The sequence below is a fragment of the Bradyrhizobium sp. AUGA SZCCT0105 genome (assembly GCF_018129565.1).
GTDB lineage: Bacteria > Pseudomonadota > Alphaproteobacteria > Rhizobiales > Xanthobacteraceae > Bradyrhizobium.
This window is the reverse complement of the sequence record NZ_JAFCMK010000011.1, coordinates 14460-35482: the sequence shown is the minus strand read 5'-3', so window position 1 is coordinate 35482 and position 21023 is coordinate 14460. Positions and strand designations below refer to the sequence as shown.

At 60.5% G+C, this 21023-nt stretch carries 19 protein-coding genes and 1 pseudogene; 4 read left to right on the top strand and 16 right to left on the bottom strand.

From position 1 onward, the window contains the following. Positions 1–60: 60 nt before the first annotated feature. The 16 genes and pseudogenes from JQ573_RS34455 to JQ573_RS34380 all read right to left on the bottom strand — a co-directional run bounded on the left by JQ573_RS34455 (position 61) and on the right by JQ573_RS34380 (position 16332). Positions 61–1239, bottom strand: a complete 1179-nt coding sequence (locus tag JQ573_RS34455) for an LPD7 domain-containing protein (RefSeq protein WP_212319271.1) — start codon at positions 1237–1239, stop codon at positions 61–63. Then, on the bottom strand, positions 1223–3169 hold the full coding sequence (locus JQ573_RS34450) for a type IV secretory system conjugative DNA transfer family protein (protein ID WP_212319273.1): 1947 nt from the start codon (positions 3167–3169) through the stop codon (positions 1223–1225). Before JQ573_RS34450 ends, JQ573_RS34455 begins: the two co-directional genes overlap by 17 nt. Continuing rightward, on the bottom strand, positions 3135–4166 hold the full coding sequence (gene virB11, locus JQ573_RS34445; protein WP_212319275.1) for a P-type DNA transfer ATPase VirB11: 1032 nt from the start codon (positions 4164–4166) through the stop codon (positions 3135–3137). Before virB11 ends, JQ573_RS34450 begins: the two co-directional genes overlap by 35 nt. Beyond that, positions 4163–5308, bottom strand: coding sequence for a type IV secretion system protein VirB10 (gene virB10, locus JQ573_RS34440; RefSeq protein WP_212319277.1), 1146 nt, complete (start codon positions 5306–5308; stop codon positions 4163–4165). The genes virB11 and virB10 overlap by 4 nt, the downstream gene beginning before the upstream one ends. 11 nt (positions 5309–5319) lie before the next feature. After that, positions 5320–6171 (bottom strand): P-type conjugative transfer protein VirB9, encoded by an 852-nt coding sequence (virB9, locus tag JQ573_RS34435; RefSeq protein WP_212319279.1) that lies wholly within the window; start codon positions 6169–6171, stop codon positions 5320–5322. Next, entirely contained in the window at positions 6168–6839 is a 672-nt protein-coding gene (locus JQ573_RS34430) for a virB8 family protein (protein ID WP_212319281.1), read from the bottom strand. The genes virB9 and JQ573_RS34430 overlap by 4 nt, the downstream gene beginning before the upstream one ends. 675 nt (positions 6840–7514) lie before the next feature. After that, on the bottom strand, positions 7515–8636 hold the full coding sequence (locus JQ573_RS34425) for a GSU2403 family nucleotidyltransferase fold protein (protein ID WP_212319282.1): 1122 nt from the start codon (positions 8634–8636) through the stop codon (positions 7515–7517). Positions 8637–8815: 179 nt separating this feature from the next. Further along, positions 8816–9848 (bottom strand): annotated as a pseudogene (locus tag JQ573_RS34420) (IS630 family transposase). Between the two features lie 189 nt (positions 9849–10037). Then, positions 10038–10964, bottom strand: a complete 927-nt coding sequence (locus JQ573_RS34415; protein WP_312011721.1) for a type IV secretion system protein — start codon at positions 10962–10964, stop codon at positions 10038–10040. A 71-nt stretch (positions 10965–11035) separates the two neighbouring features. After that, complete coding sequence (locus JQ573_RS34410) at positions 11036–11284, bottom strand: EexN family lipoprotein (RefSeq protein WP_212319285.1); 249 nt, start codon at positions 11282–11284, stop codon at positions 11036–11038. Then, a complete protein-coding gene (virB5, locus tag JQ573_RS34405) occupies positions 11281–12006 on the bottom strand; it encodes a P-type DNA transfer protein VirB5 (RefSeq protein ID WP_212319287.1) in 726 nt (241 codons plus the stop codon). The genes JQ573_RS34410 and virB5 overlap by 4 nt, the downstream gene beginning before the upstream one ends. Then, on the bottom strand, positions 12003–14369 hold the full coding sequence (locus tag JQ573_RS34400; RefSeq protein WP_212319292.1) for a VirB4 family type IV secretion/conjugal transfer ATPase: 2367 nt from the start codon (positions 14367–14369) through the stop codon (positions 12003–12005). The genes virB5 and JQ573_RS34400 overlap by 4 nt, the downstream gene beginning before the upstream one ends. Next, the gene (locus JQ573_RS34395) at positions 14362–14700 is read right to left on the bottom strand and encodes a type IV secretion system protein VirB3 (RefSeq protein WP_212319294.1); all 339 of its coding nucleotides are present in this window, start codon (positions 14698–14700) and stop codon (positions 14362–14364) included. Before JQ573_RS34395 ends, JQ573_RS34400 begins: the two co-directional genes overlap by 8 nt. Then, on the bottom strand, positions 14700–14996 hold the full coding sequence (locus JQ573_RS34390) for a TrbC/VirB2 family protein (protein WP_212319295.1): 297 nt from the start codon (positions 14994–14996) through the stop codon (positions 14700–14702). Before JQ573_RS34390 ends, JQ573_RS34395 begins: the two co-directional genes overlap by 1 nt. 74 nt (positions 14997–15070) lie before the next feature. After that, positions 15071–15649, bottom strand: a complete 579-nt coding sequence (locus JQ573_RS34385; protein ID WP_212319296.1) for a type IV secretion protein — start codon at positions 15647–15649, stop codon at positions 15071–15073. A 44-nt stretch (positions 15650–15693) separates the two neighbouring features. Then, the gene (locus JQ573_RS34380) at positions 15694–16332 is read right to left on the bottom strand and encodes an acyl-homoserine-lactone synthase (RefSeq protein ID WP_212319297.1); all 639 of its coding nucleotides are present in this window, start codon (positions 16330–16332) and stop codon (positions 15694–15696) included. Between the two features lie 204 nt (positions 16333–16536). On the opposite strand from JQ573_RS34380, the gene JQ573_RS34375 reads away from it, so the two are divergent. The 4 genes from JQ573_RS34375 to JQ573_RS34360 all read left to right on the top strand — a co-directional run bounded on the left by JQ573_RS34375 (position 16537) and on the right by JQ573_RS34360 (position 20955). Next, positions 16537–17265: an autoinducer binding domain-containing protein gene (locus JQ573_RS34375; RefSeq protein ID WP_212319298.1), complete on the top strand. Its 729-nt coding sequence runs from the start codon at positions 16537–16539 to the stop codon at positions 17263–17265. Positions 17266–17719: 454 nt separating this feature from the next. After that, on the top strand, positions 17720–19210 hold the full coding sequence (locus tag JQ573_RS34370; protein WP_212319300.1) for a replicative DNA helicase: 1491 nt from the start codon (positions 17720–17722) through the stop codon (positions 19208–19210). Between the two features lie 437 nt (positions 19211–19647). Then, complete coding sequence (locus JQ573_RS34365; RefSeq protein WP_212319301.1) at positions 19648–19824, top strand: hypothetical protein; 177 nt, start codon at positions 19648–19650, stop codon at positions 19822–19824. A 204-nt stretch (positions 19825–20028) separates the two neighbouring features. Then, on the top strand, positions 20029–20955 hold the full coding sequence (locus JQ573_RS34360; protein WP_212319303.1) for a DUF3991 and toprim domain-containing protein: 927 nt from the start codon (positions 20029–20031) through the stop codon (positions 20953–20955). Positions 20956–21023: the final 68 nt, after the last annotated feature.

Below are 21023 nucleotides of genomic sequence, written 5' to 3'. Positions count from 1 at the left end.
TCAGGGTCGCGCCGCCCCCCGTGCGCGATCACTACGGTTGCAAGGACGTCGCGCGCGCCTTCAGCGTTCTCGTTCCTGAACTTTAACGCGCTCAGCATTCGGGTTCTGCCTGACATTTTCTTTGTCGCTCCCCAATCGCTGACGGTCTTGAACAGATTCTATCACGGTCGCACGCGCGAACGAATGCCCCCGCTCGAGATGTCCGGCAATCCGTTCCTTAGCCGCTTCTATGATGCTATATCGAGCGCGGTCGTCCCCGGGAAAGACGCGTTCGAGCGCTTGCTCGATAATGACCATTTGGGATTGCGCTGCCACCAGGTCGGGATCGCGAGCGGCTGTCGGTCGGTCTGCCGCGCGAAACTTCTCTGCCGTCACCCGCCAGCGATTGCGCGGCACCTGCCGCCGCTCGATACGCGCACTCCCGCTTGCTGCATCTATCACTTTGATATCTTTGGCGACGCGTTCGACACCATCCCTGCGCACCTGAACGCGATCGCCGGACCTTGCCTTGCTATCGGAGGTCGCTTTTTCCAGACCCACACCCCATACCCGATGCTGCCGGCCATTATCGAGTTCGATGGCCACATAAGTGGAGGTCTCGGCATCGGTACGATTGCGATAGGGTGCCCGACCGACCCCGATCAGGCGTCCCGATATGCCTTTGTCGTAATCGAACTTATCCGCGCGCTCGTCCCTCTCGGAAACCGAACGAGCTTCGGCCTCCGGAGTGCGCGGATGCGTCCGTTCCCAGATCTCTCGCCGATCTCCAAGTGCCTGCCTATCGAGCGCGGTCGGCTGATAGCCCCCGACGTCCATTCCTCGCGCGCCGGCCTCAAGCCAGGCCTCGCGCCGGAACTCCGCGGAGCCGCGGACGTGAATTGCCTCCCATTGCCGATGTTGCGCGACGCTGACCATGTCGCGGATCACCTCGGCTGCGGCCACCCGCGTGACCAGGCGATCCTCGGTGACCTTGAACGCGAGGTACTCACCCCGCTCATCCGCGTACAGCCGCGCCTCGCCGTCTGGTCCATCTTTTCCGGGCTCATTGGCTATCACATAATATTTGCGGCGGATACGATCGGGCAGCGCATTCTCATCTACCGTCGCGGAAGATGACTTGTCGCTCGGCGCTGACTTCGCTGCGGATTTCTCGCCTGACTTCTCCGTGCCGGGATCGCGCCCCATGCGCTCCTGCCGTTTGAGGCTGAAGTCCTGGCTGTCGTCACGCGTATCGTTCATGCTGCTGCCCGTTTTGCTTGCGGCTGGACCGTCGCGCCGGCGGAATGGCCTGGGAGTCGATGTAATTCAGGGTCCAGGCTTTCATGTCGTCCTCGGACAGCCCTTCAAGATCCACATCCACATCCCCGAAATCGAAACTGGCATTGGCAGGGATCGTGGAGGGATCCGCCACTTCTTCGTCCGTCATCGGCCGCGTCCGAAATACCGCCCGCAGTTCGGCGACCTCGGAGCGAAGCTCCTTGATCTCGGCGTCGAGCAGCGCATTTGAGCGGCTCTTGGGCAAGTCCGGGACCGGCGCCGGCAGCAATCGCTGCAGGAATGCCTTGTCCTGGTAATAGATGATCTTGTCCGCGATGATGGGCGGAATGCCTGTACCGAGAATGAAGGCCTTGGATTTCGGAAGAAGTTTGAGTTCTTGGGGAAGCATCAGGGCGCGGCGGTGTTCGGAGATGGTCTCGCTGGTCGAGCGCATCGCGAGACCCTTCGGACCGCTGCGGCTGCGCGCTTTCACGGTGTCGTAGCCGATACGCTCCGAGAGTTCATTCGCCACGTCCTGTTCCTTTGGGGCGAAAACGACCTCGACAGCGTGGTTGGTCATGAAGTTGCGGGCCGCGTCGATCCCGTAGATCGCGCGGAGTTGAGCTGGGCTCTGGACCACGGTGAGGAGGCGGATGCCGTAACCGGCAATGAACGCGACGGATTTCGCAAGCACGCTGACATTGCCCAGCGCCGGAAATTCATCGAGCAGCAGCAGCACCTTGCGATTGAGTTTGGGGTTTTGTTCCGGCAGTTCGCGGGTATTGAGATCGACCACCTGCTGAAAAAACAGATTCAGAAGCGGCGCCATGCGGTCGAGATTGTCAGGCGTGACGCCGAGGTAAATCGACATCGGCCGTTGCCGCAGCTGCCGCAAATCGAAATCGTTGGTGGATGTGGCTGCATCGATGCGGGGATTGAGCCACAGACCGAGGCGCGCCGTCACGGTCTTGCGCACCGAGTTCATGGTATTTTCGGAGGCAGCAAGGAAATCGTTCAGCGCCGTAATGCAATGTCGCGATAGGGGCGAAGGACCGGACTTGCGGCCCGTGATGATTTTCTCGAAATGGACCTTCAGGTCGGGGGCCGCGGAAAGCTGATGCAAGATCTCGCCGATCGTCAATGGCAGCCCCGGCGTTTCCGCGACATAGCCGCCGATCGCGACGAAGGCCGAACGGGCTGCCTCGAACCAGAACGGATCACCGCGGCTCTCGGCCGGAAATAGCATCACGGCGATGCGCTGCAGATCGTCATAGAGTTCGGCGGGATCGCTGCGCACATAGCCTAGTGGGTTGTAGCGCGCGGTGCGACCGTTCTCCTCCAACGGGTCGAACAGATGGACCTCCTGGCCATGTGCTGCGCGAAAACCGGCCGAGCGATCCCAGTTCTCCTTCTTGACATCCAGCACAACCACCGAATCCGGCCAATTGAGCAGGTTCGGAATCACATAGCCGATGCCCTTGCCAGCGCGGGTCGGGGCATAGACCAGGACGTGTTCCGATCCGCCGAAACAGAGCATTGCACCGTCCTTGCGGCCGAGCAGAAGACCCTCCTTGGATCGCAGACCGGCGGCCTTGATCTCGCGCTCGGAAGCGAATCGAGCGCTGCCGTGAAGAGGGAGAGGACGGTGCCGGAGGATAGCGCCGAGCAGGCCAAAGACCACAACGACGCCGGTGAGGGTCGAAAGCGTCAGCCAGCGGTCGAAGCGTGGGTCAGCGCCGTAACGGGGCCAGCCCGTGGCGATCTCCGACCAGTGAAAGCCGCCGTCGTGAAGCCTGAGCCCGAGCAGCAGAACGTTGGAGGCGACCAGCAGAAACAGCGCACTGGCACCGAGCGCAAGCGCTGCGCTGAGCGCGGCCTTAGTGGGCGTGGTCGCGTTTGCGAACGGGGTCATAATAGATTTCCGATATGCGATAGCGGCCATCACGCTTCTGCATCTGGACGACGACGTCGACCAGAAGCAACAGCAGCGAGCGGATATCGTCGCGATGAAGGTCACGTCCCTCCGCACTTTCCTTCACCAACAATGTCATCTGTTCGAAAGCGAGCCGGGCGCTGTCGGCATGAACCGTGGTGATCGATCCTGGATGGCCGGAATTCACATTCCTGAGATAAAAGAAGGCGGTGCCGTCGCGCAGCTCCTGCAGCAGGATGCGGTCGGGCCGCATCCGCAGGCAAGATTCAAGCAGTTCGCGCGGCCCGATTTTGGCAACACCCTGGCCGTCCTTGGCATAGAGCAGCCGCACATAATTGCGATGCGGGATTACGAACTCGGCGGTGTCCTCGATAGTGATCAGACGCTCATTCGCGGGGATCGCTGCAATCAGCGCCTTGGACAAGGTGGTCTTGCCCGAGCCGGTTGCGCCGGAAATGAGGATATTGCGTCGGCTTCGCACTGCAAGTTCGAGGAAGTCGCGCCAAGCGCCCGTTTCTTTCAGGGCGAGCAATCGGTGCTCGTCGGCGGTAAGCTCGTCGCCGGCGGCGCGGACCTCATCGAACAGCTTTGTCTGCTCGAAAGCATCAAGCGTCATTGTCAGTGTCGATGGCTTGCGGATCGTGAGACTGATCATACCGGCCGGGACAGCCGGCGGGACCACGATCTGGCAGCGCTCCTCACCGATCAGGGTGGTCGACACGACAGGGTGTTCCGGACCGATATCCTGGCGCGTGAGACCGGCAGCCGCGGTTGCGAGATGTGAGAGGTAAGCATGCGTCAGGGCTGCCGCTTCATGCCGGGTCCAACCATCAGGTCCTTCCACGAAAATCTCACCGGGACGGTTGACGACGACTTCGGTCAGGGTTTTGTCCGCGAGGTAGGGTGCAAGCGGCTCGAGGTACCGCGCCAGAACAAGTCGGCCGCCATCGCGTTCGATTGATGCGACCTCGCTCATTTCGTCACCACAGCCGGCGCCACGATGACTCCCGGGACGGTGCGGTCGAGAATCTGGGTGCGGGTTTCGATCCGCTGCAGTTGATAGACCGAGGAGAAATCGACATCGCGCGCAACAAAGATATTGACGAGCTCGCCCTGGTTCTTGTTCAGCGTCGGCGGGATGTTGATCGACTGCTCAACGGCGATGCCGGCGGCGGTGTTGGTGGCGCCAGTGGTATTGTTGATCTGGATTGAGCTGTCCTGCAACTGCTGGCGCCCGATTGAGGAGGCATCGCTGACGATCGACAGCAACAGCGCCGAGCCGAAGCGCTCCCAGAAATGGGTGTCGATGTCGCCGTCGAAGCCAGCGCGGCCCAGCGCATCGGTAGCCGGCGAGGACAGTGCTGCGATGACACCCGTCGGCGTCTTGGCGCGGGTCCATAACACGAACAGGCGTTTTGAGCCGCGCCGTACATTGCCACGATATTCGCCGACGATTTGCGTGCCCTTTTCCATCAGCACGACGTTGCCGGAATCCGACATGACGTCGCGCAACACCACGCAGGAGACGAAGCCGGCCACGTCCGACGACATTGCCGTCTCCAGTGCGCACGGGATTGACGTGCCCTGCGTGACCAGGAGGTTGCGATTGGGAAGCCGCGCCGCGCGCACGCCCTCGATGGGTGTGGGTTTCAGCTTGTCGGCAAGGTCGTTGCGTGGCTCTCCCCGCCCAAAACCGTAGGGATCCGTAACTACGCTCCCGGTCACGCCGTCGCGAGCCGGACGCGCCGATGAAATCGGCCGGTTATAAGCCAGCACCGGCGCGCGCCGGGCGCTCTCAAGTAATTGGTCGGGCGCGGGCACAGGCGCCGCCGGCGTGGCCACAACCGGACCAACGGGAATGGCACCCGTGGCGATTGGCGCGGCAGCTGCCTCGTGAACCGGCTCGAACGCCGCCGCTTGACGAATCATGAGCTTGCGGGCGGAATCGTTGACCGGCTTATCGCCCTTCCAGGTCCCCCAGATGATCAGGAACGCAAATGCGGTAAGCGCCAGCGCACCGAAGCCCCGCTTGAGCATCGCTGCTCGACCATTGTCCCCTCCTCCCACGGGCGTAATGCCACGGTCATCGGCATGCGTCTCGTTCTGAAGCTCGGTCATATCGCGCTCGCCTATCGTGACTTCAGGGATGGAGGTGATTTCTTCGCCCGCCGCTCGATCGACGGGCTTGTGGTGTTGGTCCCGGGATTGATCCCGACCGCGTCAAACGCCTCATTATAAATGCAGAGCACGTTATCTCCCTTGCGCAATCGAAACTCTCTGGCCGTGGCGTGGACCACCACAAGCTCGCCTCGGACATCCTTGGGTACCAGGCTTTCAGAGCCGTCCGAATTGATCAGGTAGATTGCCGGAATTTCGCGGTTTCCCGCGAAGCGAAACGTGGTCTCCTTGCCATCATCGAACACGGCTTCCGGTTCGAGATCGATTGAGCCCTGTGCCGAGAAGCGCCAATTGCGCGCGCCGTAGGCGTGATGCAGGTCGAAGGTTTGCTCGATCAGGGCGCCTTCGCGCTCGGCGCCGCGAGCGGCCGCCTCGAGACGCCGGCGCTCAATCTCTTCGCCGGGATAGGCGAAGCGGATGACGAAGTAACTGTCCGCAAGCGTCGTCTCGGCGATCGACAACTCGAACTGATAGGAGCGTTTGCGCCCGTCCGGGCGGGTGGTGACCACCTGCAGATTGGTCGGTGGATGTTTTTCGCGCGGCTTGAGAAACAGGATCGAGCCCGCGGGTGCGACTTCCCACGCCACCGCGTCGCCGATCGCCACATGCGCGACCTCCTCATCGTCGGCAAACACGACCTGCGTCGAGGCGCGGATCACGCCGTTGAGCCGGACCACGTTGGACGGGTCATAGGTCACCGTGCGTACCCGGGCATCGCGTTGCCCCGGTGACGGCTGTTGCAGCGCCAGCACCGGCCCTACGAATCCGAGGGCTAAGGCCATCAAGAGCACGAAACGTTTCATGGAACGACCTCCGGATCGGCGCGGTATTCAGAAACTAGAAAGCCGAGCGGATTGATCAGACGGTCGGCGGAGGACATCGGCGCGTTGGCGTAGGAAAACGTCAGGGTGGAGACCCAATGGGTCACCCGGGTTTCCTCACCCTTGCGGCTCTCTTTCATGAAACGCACAGACGCGACATTGTCGGCCAGGAGCGAGATCGCCTTGATACGCACCGTCGCGACCCCAAAACGGCCTTGAACGACCTGGGGGCTTTCGGGATTGGAGCCGCGATACCACGCCGCGAATCGGGCCTGCTCACCCTGCCCCGAAAGCAGTGAAATCGTGCGAAAGTTGGTTTCGGCCTCCGGGTAGCTGTAGCCCTCACGCGCGCGAACGTAGCGTCCCAAGAAATATTTGGTGACCGCCTCGTCGTAGCGTGACGGCGTCGAATTGAGCGCGGAGACGGTCTCGACGATGCCGGTCGCATTATCGACCCGGATCACGAACGGCTCGACGGTCTTCAGCGGCGCCAGCGCTGCAACCGCTCCGACCGAGGCGACCGCCAGCGCACACGCGCCGGCCGCGACCACCCAGGCGATGCGCCGCGAGCGATGGGCGGACAGCAAGAGATCCTGTTCCCATCGACGCGCATTATCGAAATAAGTTTTCAGATTATCGTGCCCCACCATCTCACGCCTCCTTGCCGCAGGAGCGGTAAGAGGCCGCAATGTCCGCCAAGTGGCCTGATGCGGCGAGATGAGAGGATGGCGCTGACGAGCTGCTCTCGCCTTTACGGATGATTGGTGCGGATGGCGGAATTGGTGGCTCCGGTGTCGCCAACGGCGTGCCGGTTTCCCAGTCCCACAGCGAACGATTGAGGGGCCGGCGCGCCAGACCGTCACATGAGGGTGGCGCCTTGGACCAGATCGCGCAGCCGCCAAGCTGCCATGCGACCACGCAGATAATGAATAGTCGACGCCACATTTTCTGATGCCCCGTCTTGCCCCGGCTCGCCTGATGCCGGCTATTTCTCGCACGCTGGCTAATGCCGCCGTGCTCAACGCGGCCTCAGCGACAAACATGCTCCGGATCACAGAAACAGAGTCGGTCGTCATCCTGACCTGTCTTTTTCGGCAGGGTGTTTGGGAGCTCTTGTCCGATCCCAATAGCTGCCCGATTGTCGCAATTGGCGGCGCGCATCAACGACGGGGTCTCATTGCGGCCGGATGGTCAATCCACCGGACGCTCACTCCAGCGATGTCGACGTTCTACAAGGCGAGCGACTTTGTGGTCACGGGCTCCGCCACATTCGACGCAGTGAGCCTCTTGTCGATATATGGTGCCATAGGTTGGACGAGCGACAGCTAGACCTTGGTCGTCGTCGATGGTTCGTCTGCCAGGTTGTACTTCGCCGGGTCGTCTCCGAGTTCGGCCAATCCTGCAGCCAATCCTTTATTTGCCATCGATCTGGCGTCGTTGTCGAAGGTCGAGAGACTTTGGCGGATAGCATTTTGCCAAGCTTCGCCGCGGTCCCAAGCCTCGGTATACGCGGAAGCGAGGGCGACGTGCTGACGCGTCTGGATCATCGCCTCGAAAAGCGCAAGCGCCTGTCCGAGATCTTTACGGCTCTTCGCCGTGCCGTCATGGTCGGTCCGCCGTCGGGTGGCCACGATAAGCTTGTGTATCGCATAGCGCTCGGGTGCCGGGACGACGACCGGCACGCCTGCATTATGCATCAGCACGGCTCGCACGGGTTCGTGGATGAGGTAGTCGAGAAACCGCAGCGGAATAGCCGATGCGCCGCCCAGCGCAGGCATTCGAACTGGCTTTCCGTCGAAATCGGCTGAACCGGTGTTGGGAGTAAGAAACTCGACCTTGAAGCCGCTGCGCGAGACGTATTGCGACGTCTGACGTCCATCGGTCTGGCTTGGAATCTCGCGGAATGTGGGGTCTACTTTCTTGATGACTTGCAGAACCGGCGGCAGACTGTCCTCAACTGCTACCGATACGGAATGGAATTGCGCAAAGTCCGCATCCAACGTCTGCATGACGGCATTCGTCAATCGCACCCCCAGGATCGCGCAATAGCATTGGAACGCCACCGTCCCGACGAGGACGCCTCGCAGACGGAAGAAGCCCGCGTTCGCCAAGGCCTCGATGACGTCGCCAGTGGTTCGATCCGGCTGAGGAAGGTAGGCTTCGCGTACAAGCGTCGACACCAGTTTCCGCCGGGCTCGCATGTCCGCCTTGAGGTCCTTGAATACTTCCACCCGCTTGGTGATCTCCGGATCCTCCACCGGCCCGACGTAACGTCGCTCCTGGCCACCCTCTTGTTTAGCCTTGTCGAAATACCAGTATTTCTTGCCTTTCACTTCAACAGCGATGAAGCGTCCTTCGAGCGAGAAGTCCGATGTAAAAGTGGCGTCCAAGCTTCTCTGGGACAATTCCGAATAGATGGTCTGGTACATTGGATCGAGGAGCTTCATCGGATCTCCATTATACTAATTACGCGAAAACAGTATAACAGCAATCAAGCCAAGCATCCAGGGATGTTATACTATTTCTGTGAAAATAGTATAATCCCATCATCTCATTGATAACAAATATTTTGTCTGCCTATGACTAGTACCCGGAATCAAAGCTGAGTGATACGTCGGCCTTTGAATCAGCGTTGACGGACCTTTTTCTTGGTCCAGACGAAGGGCTCGGCTCTGTCGTTGTACGCGTTGACGTAGGCATCGATGTGTTCCTGAAGCTGTTTGAGACTGGTGAAGGAAGCGCCGCTGAGCGACTGCCCCTGCAAGATCGAGAACCAGACTTCGACCTGATTGAGCCAGGACGCGCTTGTCGGCGTGAAATGAAATTGCACGTTGGGGGGCCTTGAGCCAGTGCTCGTTCTTCTTATGGGTGTTGAGATTGTCGAGGATGACGTGAAGCTGGCGGTCCGGAAAAGCCGTGGTGACGCTGTCCATGAAGTCGAGGAACTCGATACGCCGCCGCCGTTTGGAATGCGTCGCGATGATCTTGCCGGTGGCAACCTCAAGTGCCGCAAACAGCGTTGTCGTGCCATGCCGCTTGTAGTCGTGGCTCTGGCCGGTCAAGGCGCGGCCATTGGGCAACTTTAGATAACCTTGCGCTCGCTCCAAAGCCTGGATCGAAGGCTTTTCGTCCACGCACAGCACAATGGCCTTCGCGGGCGGGGCGACGTAGAGGCCAACAACATCGGCGGCTTTGGCCGTGAAGTGCGGGTCATTGCTCTCGCACCAGGACTTGCGAACCACGAGGTCGATCTTGTGGTTGCGCAGGAACCGCCAGACATATTGGACGTCAACATCGCCCAGCGCCTCGGCCAGCAGCGGGCCGGTCCAGCGCGCAAACCCTTCCGGTGCGGCCTTGTCCAGCAGCTTCAGAATCCGCTTGTCGGTCGTCTTCGTATAAATCGGCTGTTTGCCCGGCCGTGGCTTGTCTTGCAGCCCTTCAAGGCCATGGTCGGCATAGCGACGCCGCCAAAGGCTGACAATCCGCGGCTGCACCCCAACTTCCTTGGCGATCGACCGGGTGCTGCGCCCATCCGCCGCCAACAGAACGATCCGCGCTCGCTTCAAATCGCGCTGTATCGTTAGCGGCGAGCGACAACACGCCTCAAGCACCTTGCGGTCTTTCCGCGAAACGTGGACTTCTCTTGCTTCGAGTATCATCCTCATCTTGAATCACGACTCACCCTCTAAGAAAAGGGGGTACTAGAGCCCTTTGGCTGAAGGATCAAGACGGGCTGACATATCCAACGAGTAAGTAATCCGCCACAGCTTCGAAGCCTGCGAAGCGTAATTGTGCGGAATGCTCCACGTCCTCACTCTGATGGAATCGGCCGTTGGATTGTAAGCTGACTACGCGGTCGTGGTCCCCTGCGATCGGCTGCGCCGCATGCTGCCGCCCTGACGGCTGGCTCTCATCGCCGCGAGACCTTGTGTTGCCGACCATCGGGCGCCGGCATACGCGCCGCCGGCGGCGGCCGTGGCATTGGCGATCAATGGGCTTGTTACCAGCCGGCTTGCGAGCGACGCGCCGCCCCCGGCGAGACCGCCTGCGATGATCGGCAGTTGAAGCGCGATGTATCCGGAGAGACCGAGCACCGCGCTGACGGCGACTGCGGCCACCACCATCTCGCCTGCTGTTCCCGCGTTTGCCGCGAACCTGTCGATGAAGCCGGTGACGGTGGTTAGCATCAGCCCGACCAGAGCGACTACCAGCACCAACAGGATCACGAAATTGGCGACTTGGCGCAGCCAGGCTTCCGTAAACGGGCGCGTAGCCTCAAATAATGCCAGCGCAATGAAGATCGGGCCGAGCGCGATCACGACGCCGAGGCCAACTTTGGCATAGAGCAGGATTGCAAACTGGAGGAACGAGCCAACAGCCACGAACACCAGGAGAATGGCCGCAATCAGCGCCGGCGCTATGTTGGTCAACCCGGCTTGATCGTAGATCTTGTTGGCAACATCGATCCCTTTGGAAAGAAGCTGGTCGAACGGAACTCCGGAATTGGTATTCAGTCCCGAGCCCGCCAACGCGTTGCCGATTTCCTTCGGCAATGAGTCGAAAAACAGACCGGTGACGTATTGCTGGAACGTGCTGGAATTGGTCGCGAGCAGAACGACGACCACGATCCGCATCGCCCGCCAGGCAAATTCCATGATCGGCTCAGAAATGGCTCCCCGCATTACCGCAAAACCGTACAGGATAACGTAGAGCGTCACGGCGACGCGCAGCGGACCGTCGATGTAGGACGCGAGATTCGACACCGACGTCGACACGAATGCCGTGATCGGCTGCTCGAATTCTTTCAGGAAACTGTCAAAGACGTTTATGGCCATCGCGGCGATCCTTACTTCAACGCGTCTTTCATCTCTTGGACGGTGACTTTGTTGCGGGCTTCATTGGCGTTGGTGCAATTGGGCGTCTTTGCGAGTTCACCGGGGTTGTCGCGGCACGCCTTGAGAGCCACCGCAAGCTCGTCGCGATGTTCAAAAAACCAGCCTACTGTTTTCGCCGGGCGACTGGTGTCGGCCTCGTTGCAGCCCGTAAGGCTGATGACGGCGGCGATCGACAGGAGAATGGAAATCATCGTCTTCATTGCAGGGCCGCCTTCATTTCATCGACGAGTTGCCGCTGTTTCTCGCGCTCGCGTTGTCCGTCCATGTCGGTGCGGGCTTGCTGGATCATCGCGAGACCCTGCATGCGCAGCACGTCGTTCTGCAGAAGCGCCTGTTCGGCCTGTAGTCGCGCCGAAAGGTCGAGAACTTCCTTGACGTCGGTCGCCGAGCTGATGCGAGTCCTGAGTTCCTCAAGCGCATCGATGCGCTGCGAGGCGGTGTCGTAGACCGCCTGGCCCATGGAGTGCTTGGCGCCGGTCTGCCGGGCGATCCGGTCGAGCTCGCTCTGGTAATACGAATTGCCGCTATTGCCGGCATAGGCGCGATTCTGATTGAGATACTGGTTGATCGAATTCGCAAAATTGCCCCTGCCCTGCCCCGCGACCAGCTTTTCGATATCGGAAAACTGCTGCGGCAGCACTTTTCGAAACTGCGGCGTATTCAGAAGCGCCCCGATGTCGTTGGCGTTGGTCAGCTTGTTGAAACTGTCATAGAGCTGCTTGGCCTGGTTCAACTGGTCCTGCGCGACCTTGAGCTGCGACGTCAGCGTATCCACCTGTTTTTTGAGCTCGGTCAGCTGTTCGAATTGCCGCGCGAACACGTTCGGATCGAACACAATCTGGGCTGCGGCGGGTGAAGTCAGCAGAAGGACCGCGACAGCTGATGCTGAGACGAGAGTGATCGGCAAGCGCTGAAGCATCATTGGGCTTTCCTCCGCTCTGCGTGAAAGACCGGCAACCATTGAGCCGGATCGTCGCCGACCGCGGAGCGTACGCGATCGAGCAGCTCCACGGTTTCCGTGCGCCCCGACAGCACCGCGAGCGCGTCCTCGAAACCGCCGAGATCGAGTTCCGCCACCACCGAATTGTGCCCCTGCTTGATAAGAAAGCGGCGGCTCTCGGGCGCGAGGTCCTCCTTGATTAGGCGAAACTCGGTGTCGGTGAGGTGGAAGCCATCGACATAGTCCGATCGCGTACCACGTGCGTTCGGCAGGAAAATCTGCGTTGGGCATTGCTCGACAATGGTGTGTGCGATCGGCGAGGCCAGCGCATCGCGGGGAGACTGTGTGCCGAACACCATGACGCCGTTCTGTTTGCGGATGGTTTTGAGCTTGTTGTTGGCGAGATCGCGAAACGCCTCGTCTCCAAGCGCCTTCCAGAATTCGTCGATATCGATGATCAGCCGCCGGCCGTCAATCAGGCGCTCAACACGATGAAACAGATACATCATCAGCGGTGTGCGAACGGTGGGATGATCGAGTAGATCGGTCATGTCGAAGCCAATGAACCGGGTATCGAGGCCGATGGCGTCCCGCTCGCCATCGAGAACCCAGCCGTAGGGTGCGCCGAGACACCATCGCTCTAGCCGCGCACCGATCCCTTCACGATCTTGCTGGCCGAGAAAGGTCCGCAACGCGCCGAACGAGCGTTCCTCCTGCCGCAATTGCGAAAGAGCTCGCAAGCCGGAGTCGATCCGCTCTTCCTCCGTGACGGTCAGGGGACGGTTTTCGGGCGTGACGAGTTTCCGTACCAGTTCGCCCAGGAAGGAGAGATTCGCCGGCGTCAGTTCCAGCGCCTTGAGCGGCGCACAGCCCGTCGTGATGCCGTTGCGGAGCGTCAGGTAAGTGCCGCCGGCGGCGCGGATAAAAATCTCGGCGCCGCGGTCCTTGTCGAAGAAGACGTAGGTTGCGCCGAGCCGCTCGGCCTGCGACAGCAGGAAATTCTGAACGACGGTTTTGCCGGACCCCGAGGGGCCGCAGATGAAGGTATTGCCGAGGTCGCCGTGATGGAAAGAAAAGTAAAACGGCGAGCCGGACGCAGTCTTGAGCATCGCGACCGCCGGTCCCCAATGATTGCCGTCAGGCTTTCCGGTCGGATAGGTGTGAAAGGGGGAGAATGCCGCGAAATTGCGCGAGCTGATCGCGCCCGCGCGAGCACGGTATTTGAACAGTCCCGGAAGCTGCGCCCAATAGGCGGCTTCAAGCCCGAGGTCTTCGCGTGCGACCACGGCACCCGCGTCAGCCAGCGCGCGCCGCGCCACGCTCATGTGATCCTGCAGCTGCGAAGGCGTATCGGCATAGATCAACAGCGAGAGGTGATGATCGCCGAGCGCAAATCGGTTGGATTCGAGGTCGTCGAGGGCGTCAGAGAGCTCGTCGATCTGCGAGGCCGCCGGATCCTGAGCCGAGACCAGCTGGTTCTGCTTGCGCGTCAGTACCGTCTTGGCGTCGGCCTTTGACAGAAAGGCGAAGGATTGCGTGACGATCAGTTCGAAAGGCGCGGGAAGCAGCGCATTCAACAGGCCCGGCCGGGTGGACGCCGGATATTCCTTGATTCCGAACATGCCGGCGAAGCGCGATCCGCCGGCGCCTCGGATCTCGAGCGCTTCGCGGCCGAAGATGATGCGGTTCGAGTATAGCGCAGGTCCGATCGGTCCTTGCGGCAATGGCATCGGCATCCACTCGCCAGACGTAACGGCGTGGAGTAGTTCCATCGGTTCTGAAAACAGGATGCCATCGCGCTCCACCAATCCAATGGTCCGGGCGCCGTAACGCTCGAGTGCCGCGACGATATCGCGCGTGGCATCGTCGAGCCGCTTCAGCGCCTCGCTGTCGACCTCGACGGAGCGTCCGGCGGCGCGACTGAGCCGTTTGAAGAACGCGGCCGCCGCGTCCGTGATCGCGCGGCCGGGATGCCATAGCAACGTGAGATAGAGATCGTTGCGAAACAGCGCTTCATTGCGAAGCCGGTCACGATATTTTGCGTCGAGCGCCGCCGCAAATCCAGACCGGAACTCGCCCTTCGGGTAATCTGACGTCCGACGGCGGACCAGATGGGTCCACAGCGCCAGCCGTTCATCGGCGACGTTGCGCAGCGTGAGGTTCAGCTTGGCGTGAAGATCGTTCAGATCGGCGGTCTCGGCGGTCTCGAACGAGGTGCCGTCGATCCTGATCACCGTGATCAAGGCACGCGTCGAAAGGCTGATGACCGTATCGGTGACGTGCCGCCCGAACGGCAGGTAGACATCGGGCTCGATCTCCCGGACTTTCGCCGCTGCATTACGCATATCCAAGGTCCCTCGCTCGATAGCGCCTGATTAGCTTGAGCGGGGTACAGGACGATCCGCCCCAGAATGGCGCGTTGCGCGTGCGTCCCCGGGTCTCGATCCAGGCGAGCAGAATTCGGAACATGTTGGGATCGTGGCGGCAGATAATACGGCAGAGACCGTGGATCGGAATCGCGACCAGGCCGTAGATGATGCTCCCCGCCACTAGAAACAGGATGCAGGAGAACATCACGTTGAGCGCCATGGCTTCCATCGTTACACCGGCGATCATGGCCGGGCGCGTGCAGGCGAGGAACAGGGTATCCTCCGTGAGGCGCGCGGCCTCCATCATCACCGTCCTCCGGTCAAGGTGGAGACCACCTCGGAGGCGCCGAAGGTGATGGCGACGCCGAGCACCACGTAAGCCGCCTTGCGCAGATCGAGATAGCCGAACATCCAGGCGATGCCGACGATGATGACCGCCAGCGTCGCCAGCAGGCGCGCCACATTGCCGGTCAACATGGTGACGATGTTCTGAAGTACGCCCTCGATGTTCGCAGTCTGCGCTAGGGCGGGTTCGGCCAAGGCGCCACTGAGAACGAGCCCCATGCAAAACAGGGCGGCGGGTTTCTTAAGACGAGAGGTCATGACACGGCTCCGATTGGCGGTGCCGGACCGGTCCGGACCGCGGGTTGATTTGAAGACAAAACAAGTGGTGCTCCTCACCGTTCATAGACAAAAGCCGACGTGCCAAGGCCTGAGCGGTAGACATCCCAGTTCGGATGATCCCTGACAGACGGTGCTGGTGGTTTGATTGTCGGCGGGTCGCCGGTGGAAATGTCGGCACCGGCAGACGCCATGGGCTTTTGAGCGCGCGGGTCGAGCGGAGGGCTGGGAGCGTTCGTCGCGAAGCTCGCCACGACGGTGGCAATCGCCTGATCGCGGCTCAACCTTTTGATGTTCGTTGCTCGCAGTCGCGCTTCGAACAATCCACTAAGGCCCGCGATGTGCTTGCAGGCGTCGAAGGTTGTGGCGATCGTCAGGCCGGCCAGCTTCATATCCTCGGCATCAAATTGAGCGAGGCCGCTTCGGACCGGGTGGCCAGTGGCTGTGGCCTCGGTCACGAGCTGAATGGCCTCGTCACGGTCGGTTGCCTGAATCGGAATCGGTTTGCGCCCCTCAATCGTGATCAGCAGAGGCTCGAATGAGCTTGCCTGCCGCACAATCGCCGCCAGCGGCCGGACCATTGCCGTCGCCGGGGCACACCTTTCGACCAAAGCCGTAAATGCAGCAGGATCCATTGTTGAAGGTCTCTTTGTTATTGTCTGAGCGAAGACGCTCGACACTATGCCGCGAGCGCCACGCTTGATGTCGGAGTGTCAATCGCCAGCCCTGAAATCTTCCCCGCGCTCCGGATCGCTCCGAGAGCATCATCGGTGACTGGCAACAGTCCGGCGACGGCTTTGGTGGCTCCGATCTGGCGCGGTTCGCCGAGTCGATCGAGGTGCCATCCGGCCCGGCGCAGGATTCTCTCCATGCGCAGATCAGTGACGGTCGCGATTGCCTGAAGGTCGTGCTGCTGGCTCCATTCAATCATTGCCGCAAACAGCAGGAACGTCGCTTTTCGCAGGCCGTTCTCGGCTGTTGCCGCCACGTTTTGGGTGTCAACGCAGAAGCGCGAGCTCTCCCAGATTTTGACAGCTTTCGGCGCGGCTCGACCATCCAACAATACGGGAAACGTATCCGCCAGCATGTTGCGGCCAGTGGTCGGCAGCAGGCGAACACAACCGACAACATCGCGCTGCTCGACCGCCAACAGATAAGTCGGCGCGAGGGTGTCGTATTGATCGATCTCCAATCCATCGGAGACAGAGACTTCCCAGTCGAGCCGTTCCTTAAACACACGCCCTCGCAGGCGATGCATTCCCAGTGTCAGTTCAGAATTGTGCAGGAGCGCAGTACGCGCGCGTACAATGACATTCATTCTTGACCTCCAGCTGCGAATCACAGGTTCGCGATCAAGAAAGCAGGCGCGGTCATGACGTTGAGCTGTCAGTTTCGACAGGGGGCAAACTCAGCTTGCCGCAAAGTTGCCGCAAGACCGAAATACACGTCCCACACGCAGCGCGCGAATTGCGCGTGGCTGTCGCTTCAGGGAAGTCAGAATAGTTCTAAAAAAAGGGGCGCAATGAAAAATGTCGAAAGGGCGTGTAATGAGTTTGTCGATTGTCTTCACTCCGCCGTTACGGAAGATGATTTTCGCCGTGTCGCGGAACGAACCGCCCACGCGTTAGGATTCCGGTGGTTTGCCTATTTTGGACGCAGCGCTAATGTCCCTAACCTGATCTCGTCCTATCCGAAGAGTTGGACCGACCACTACTTCGATGAAAGATACGACGTTATCGATCCCGTTCTTCAAAAGCCACGAACCCCAAGCCGAATGTTTCTGTGGGACGGACGAGATGCGCGTAGCGCAAAATCTGCGAAAGAACGCCGTCTGTTTGACGATGCGCTTAGCTTCAAGATCAGGACAGGTCTGACGGTTCGCATTCCCGCAAGCCAAGGACAATTCGCCGCGTTTACGCTGGCGGTGGATGACCGGAGCCTTGGACTCGACCGTTTCATTGAGACGTCCCAGGATCTCTTGCAAATGGTGGGTCTCACCTACCATGCGCATGTGAGCGCCAGGATTGGACGCGCACCTCTGATCGATCAGACGGGCAGCCCACTAACTCAGCGGGAACGGCAGTGTCTCGCATGGATATCTGACGGCAAGACAATGGAGGATATTGCTTCGCTTCTCGATCTCACGCCGCGCGGCGTAAAGTTTCATCTGGATAATGCCAGGCGAAATCTCGCTGCATCAACCCTTCCCCATGCTGTGGCGCTCGCGCTTCGGCTGGGATTACTCCCGTAATGTGCAGCCGTCCGGGTCGGCAAGCGCGGCCACAAGGTCGGCGGTTTGACCAGGGTAAATTTGCCAACAAGATGCACGGGCCTCGTCGATTGAGGTCGGCGCCCCATCATTTGCAGTGTTCAGCCCAAACGATGTGCGGCTCGCAATCATTGCACCTATGTCATCCTGGAATTTTCGAGTGGGGAATTGGGCGTCGCCCTGCGGGCCGGGCTGTTGGCTGCGCTGAAGTCCCGAAAGCGGGTCTTCCCTGCGGGCTGCCATCCCTGACGCAAGTGCGGATGCGTGGCCCAAAAGCCGCGAAGGCTCCGTGATCTGGAAGGGTGCGAATCGATTGGTTTTACCTACATTGGCGTTAAGCTTACTCTTGGGGGGCGATTCGTCGCCCATGCCCCGCATGATCATTTGTTCTTCGTAGATCCTGCACTTCAACCATCGGATCGGCGGACGGACAAACGTGTCAGAAGCAGCATTCAAACTGAAATCGTTGGAGGCTCCACCCTATCGCGAGCCGCCGCACAACATCGAAGCTGAGCAAGCGCTGCTCGGCGCCATGCTGATCAACAATGACGCCTTTCATCGGGTTGCGGATTTCCTGAAGGCTAACCATTTCTTTGAGCCGTTGCACGGCAGCATATTTGAGGTGACGAGCGAGCTGATCCGCTCAAACAAAGTTGCCAATCCGATCACCCTTAAGACCTTCCTTCCTGTGACTCTCGACATTGCCGGAATGTCTATTGCGCAGTATCTCGCCCGCTTGGCCGCGGAAGCGACGACGATCATCAACGCGATCGATTACGGTCGGACTGTCTACGATCTTGCGGTGCGACGTGAGTTGATCAAAATCGCCGAGGATATGCTCAATGGCGCATTTGAAGCGCCCATCGATTGCGCTCCAGCAGATCAGATTCAGCATGCCGAGCAGCTTCTGTACAAAATCGCCGAAACGGGGCGTTATGGCGGGGGCTTCGAAACGTTCGAGAGCGCACTCGACAGCGCCATTGATAGAGCCGCACAAGCGTACCAGTCCGATGGCAGGCTTTCTGGCCTTGCAACGGATCTCAAGGACCTGGATGCCAAAATGGGAGGTCTTCAGCCAACAGACCTCATCATCATCGCCGGCAGACCCGGCATGGGGAAGACATCTTTAGCCACCAACATCGCGTTCAATGTCGCCAGCGCCTACGACGCGACGCAGCAAGTCGACGGCTCGGCAAGATCCGTGGCTGGTGGCATCGTTGCTTTCTTCTCGCTCGAGATGTCCTCGGAGCAGCTTGCCACTCGCGTAATCTCTGAGCAGACGGAGATCCCCTCCTCCGATATCAGGCGTGGCGAAATCGACGAGACAGCTTTCGGGAAGCTGCTTGATTGCCGCCAGAAAATGCGCCGCCTTCCCCTCTTCATCGACCAAACCGGCGCCCTCTCCATCGCCCAACTCGCCGCCCGCGCCCGCCGCCTGAAGCGGCAACGAGGATTAAACCTCATTATCGTCGACTACATTCAGCTTATGCAGGGCAAGTCACAGCGTGCTTCGCAGAACCGCGTGCAGGAGATCACTGAGATCACGTCCGGGTTAAAGGCGCTGGCCAAAGAACTGAATGTGCCGGTCATTGCGTTATCGCAGCTTTCACGTTTGGTGGAAAACCGCGACGAAAAGCGCCCGCAACTTTCAGATCTTCGCGAATCCGGCTCGATTGAACAAGATGCCGACGTCGTATTGTTTGTGTTTCGTGAAGAATATTATCTCAAAAACAAGGCGCCCAAGGTCGGCGCCGACGAGTACCTCGCTTGGGAAGCCGAGATGAGAGATGCTCGCGGCAAAGCGGAAGTCATTATTGCGAAGCAGCGGCACGGTCCGACCGGCACAGTGGCCATGACGTTTCAAGGCGAGTTCACCCGCTTCTTCGACCTCGCCGAACACGACCACTTGCCACGCCGATCAGCCTAAGCGCCGATATTGGCTTCATATTCACACCATGGTCGGCCAGCAGCGACCCAGTAGAGCAAATCAAACGAGCTCTACTCTCACCGCGACAAAGCCGAACCTACGCCTGTCAAGCTGATCTGCTCGTCGCAGGCACTAACCCCGCCCTGGCTGCTTCAACAAAGGATGACACTTGTTCTCGCGTCTCGATCACGCCGGCAAGAACCCGCGTGACGGAAGATGTGCGGTTCGGCACACCATGCTTCCGGGGAAGGACCAGCCCCGCTCTCGAATGGGCTTTCCTTGGTTCCGGTACGGCCTTCTACGATCAACCCGCAAGGGGTTCGCTACGCAAGCGTGCGACCTCTTCGGCTTCGCCTGCGAGGTGACCGCGGCCGCCCCCGAACACGTCGGCGCCTGTCGAGCGGGGATGGTCCCCGCCCCAAGACGGGAGCCTTTCAATGTCGCACAATCTCACCCTCGCTCAGAATCACGCCTTCGATCTCGCCCGCACGCTGATGGTACCGGTCATCCTTTTCCAGGTTGAGAACGAATTCGGTGTGATGGTTTCCAGCGAATATGACGGCGGGCAAGATGCCATCGTTCATGAATACGATCCCTGGTCCCCGGCTCATTGAGCCGGGTGACCGGCTGCCGCTGGCGCCTTGCCGGCTGCAAGGGAGGCTTCGCCGCGCACCAGATGCGGCGATTGACGGTTGGTCAGCGCGCCCTTGCATTCGGCAGGCTTCGCGGCCGGTCGGGGATGTTCCGCAAAGCTAGGAACAAGTGAGACCAACAGAAGAAAGGGCCGGACGTCGCCTGCGCGAGTCCGGTGCAGACAAATGGACAAGAGAGAAATCGAAGAACTGCGCGAAAAGGTCGGCTGCGCGGCCCTGCTGGAGAAAGCCGGCTGGAAGGTCGACGTCAAGGCAAGCACCCGCCGTGCAATCAAATATCGACGCGACAGGAACATCGTCATCGTCATCCACCAAGGCCGCGGCTGGTTCGATCCCTTGTCGCCGGCGAAAGGGGACGTGTTTTCGCTTGCCGAACACCTCGGCGCCGGTGGTTTCGTCGAAGCGTGCGACCACGTTGCGGATGTGGTTGGCTTCGTTCCCAGCACACCTGCGTGGCAGCGCCCGGCAAGGCCGAAGACCCTTGCGTCTGTTGCAGAACGGTGGAGGCACCGCTTCAAGCCGAGCCCCGGCTCGCCGGCCTGGCGCTATCTGACCCGCGAGCGCGGGCTGCCGGCGGACATCCTGAAGCAGGTGGTCGCCTGCGATCGGTTGCGAGAGGGTCCCCAAGGCAGCATGTGGGCGGCGCATAGCGATTCTACTGGTGCCCTCACAGGCTGGGAGGAGCGTGGACCGGAATGGCGCGGCTTCGCCACCGCCGGCGCCAAGGAACTCTTTCGCTTCGGGCCGGCCGGGTCCGAGCGAATCTGCATCACTGAGGCGGCCATCGATGCCATGAGCGTCGCCGCGATCGAGGACCTGCGCCCCGACACCCTTTATGTAAGCACGGGCGGCGGCTGGTCTCCGGCGACGGATGCAGCCATCCGCGGCTTGGCCAAGCGCCCCAACGTCCGGCTCGTGGCAGCAACCGACAACAATCGGCAGGGCGACGTCTATGCCGATCGTGTTCGTGCCATCGCGGCGGAAGCGAGCGCGGGGTATGCGCGATCGCGACCGCGCGCCGGCGATTGGAACGAGGATCTGAAGGCGCTGGTCAAGAGACTGGAGAAAGAGCTGGTCGCAGAAAACGGGTGAACAAGCCGTTGCCGCATGCCCGGCCAGCGCGTCAAGGGTGAAGCTTCGCCCGCGTTCCGCGGCCCTTG

What these genes read in the sequence shown, in the direction of transcription:
- JQ573_RS34455 (WP_212319271.1), bottom strand. Translation starts at nt 1,239, where the DNA reads ATGAACGATACGCGTGACGACAGCCAGGACTTCAGCCTCAAACGGCAG.
- JQ573_RS34450 (WP_212319273.1), bottom strand. Translation starts at nt 3,169, where the DNA reads ATGACCCCGTTCGCAAACGCGACCACGCCCACTAAGGCCGCGCTCAGC.
- virB11 (WP_212319275.1), bottom strand. Translation starts at nt 4,166, where the DNA reads ATGAGCGAGGTCGCATCAATCGAACGCGATGGCGGCCGACTTGTTCTG.
- virB10 (WP_212319277.1), bottom strand. Translation starts at nt 5,308, where the DNA reads ATGACCGAGCTTCAGAACGAGACGCATGCCGATGACCGTGGCATTACG.
- virB9 (WP_212319279.1), bottom strand. Translation starts at nt 6,171, where the DNA reads ATGAAACGTTTCGTGCTCTTGATGGCCTTAGCCCTCGGATTCGTAGGG.
- JQ573_RS34430 (WP_212319281.1), bottom strand. Translation starts at nt 6,839, where the DNA reads ATGGTGGGGCACGATAATCTGAAAACTTATTTCGATAATGCGCGTCGA.
- JQ573_RS34425 (WP_212319282.1), bottom strand. Translation starts at nt 8,636, where the DNA reads ATGAAGCTCCTCGATCCAATGTACCAGACCATCTATTCGGAATTGTCC.
- JQ573_RS34410 (WP_212319285.1), bottom strand. Translation starts at nt 11,284, where the DNA reads ATGAAGACGATGATTTCCATTCTCCTGTCGATCGCCGCCGTCATCAGC.
- virB5 (WP_212319287.1), bottom strand. Translation starts at nt 12,006, where the DNA reads ATGATGCTTCAGCGCTTGCCGATCACTCTCGTCTCAGCATCAGCTGTC.
- JQ573_RS34400 (WP_212319292.1), bottom strand. Translation starts at nt 14,369, where the DNA reads ATGCGTAATGCAGCGGCGAAAGTCCGGGAGATCGAGCCCGATGTCTAC.
- JQ573_RS34395 (WP_212319294.1), bottom strand. Translation starts at nt 14,700, where the DNA reads ATGATGGAGGCCGCGCGCCTCACGGAGGATACCCTGTTCCTCGCCTGC.
- JQ573_RS34390 (WP_212319295.1), bottom strand. Translation starts at nt 14,996, where the DNA reads ATGACCTCTCGTCTTAAGAAACCCGCCGCCCTGTTTTGCATGGGGCTC.
- JQ573_RS34385 (WP_212319296.1), bottom strand. Translation starts at nt 15,649, where the DNA reads ATGGATCCTGCTGCATTTACGGCTTTGGTCGAAAGGTGTGCCCCGGCG.
- JQ573_RS34380 (WP_212319297.1), bottom strand. Translation starts at nt 16,332, where the DNA reads ATGAATGTCATTGTACGCGCGCGTACTGCGCTCCTGCACAATTCTGAA.
- JQ573_RS34375 (WP_212319298.1), top strand. Translation starts at nt 16,537, where the DNA reads ATGAAAAATGTCGAAAGGGCGTGTAATGAGTTTGTCGATTGTCTTCAC.
- JQ573_RS34365 (WP_212319301.1), top strand. Translation starts at nt 19,648, where the DNA reads ATGTCGCACAATCTCACCCTCGCTCAGAATCACGCCTTCGATCTCGCC.
- JQ573_RS34360 (WP_212319303.1), top strand. Translation starts at nt 20,029, where the DNA reads ATGGACAAGAGAGAAATCGAAGAACTGCGCGAAAAGGTCGGCTGCGCG.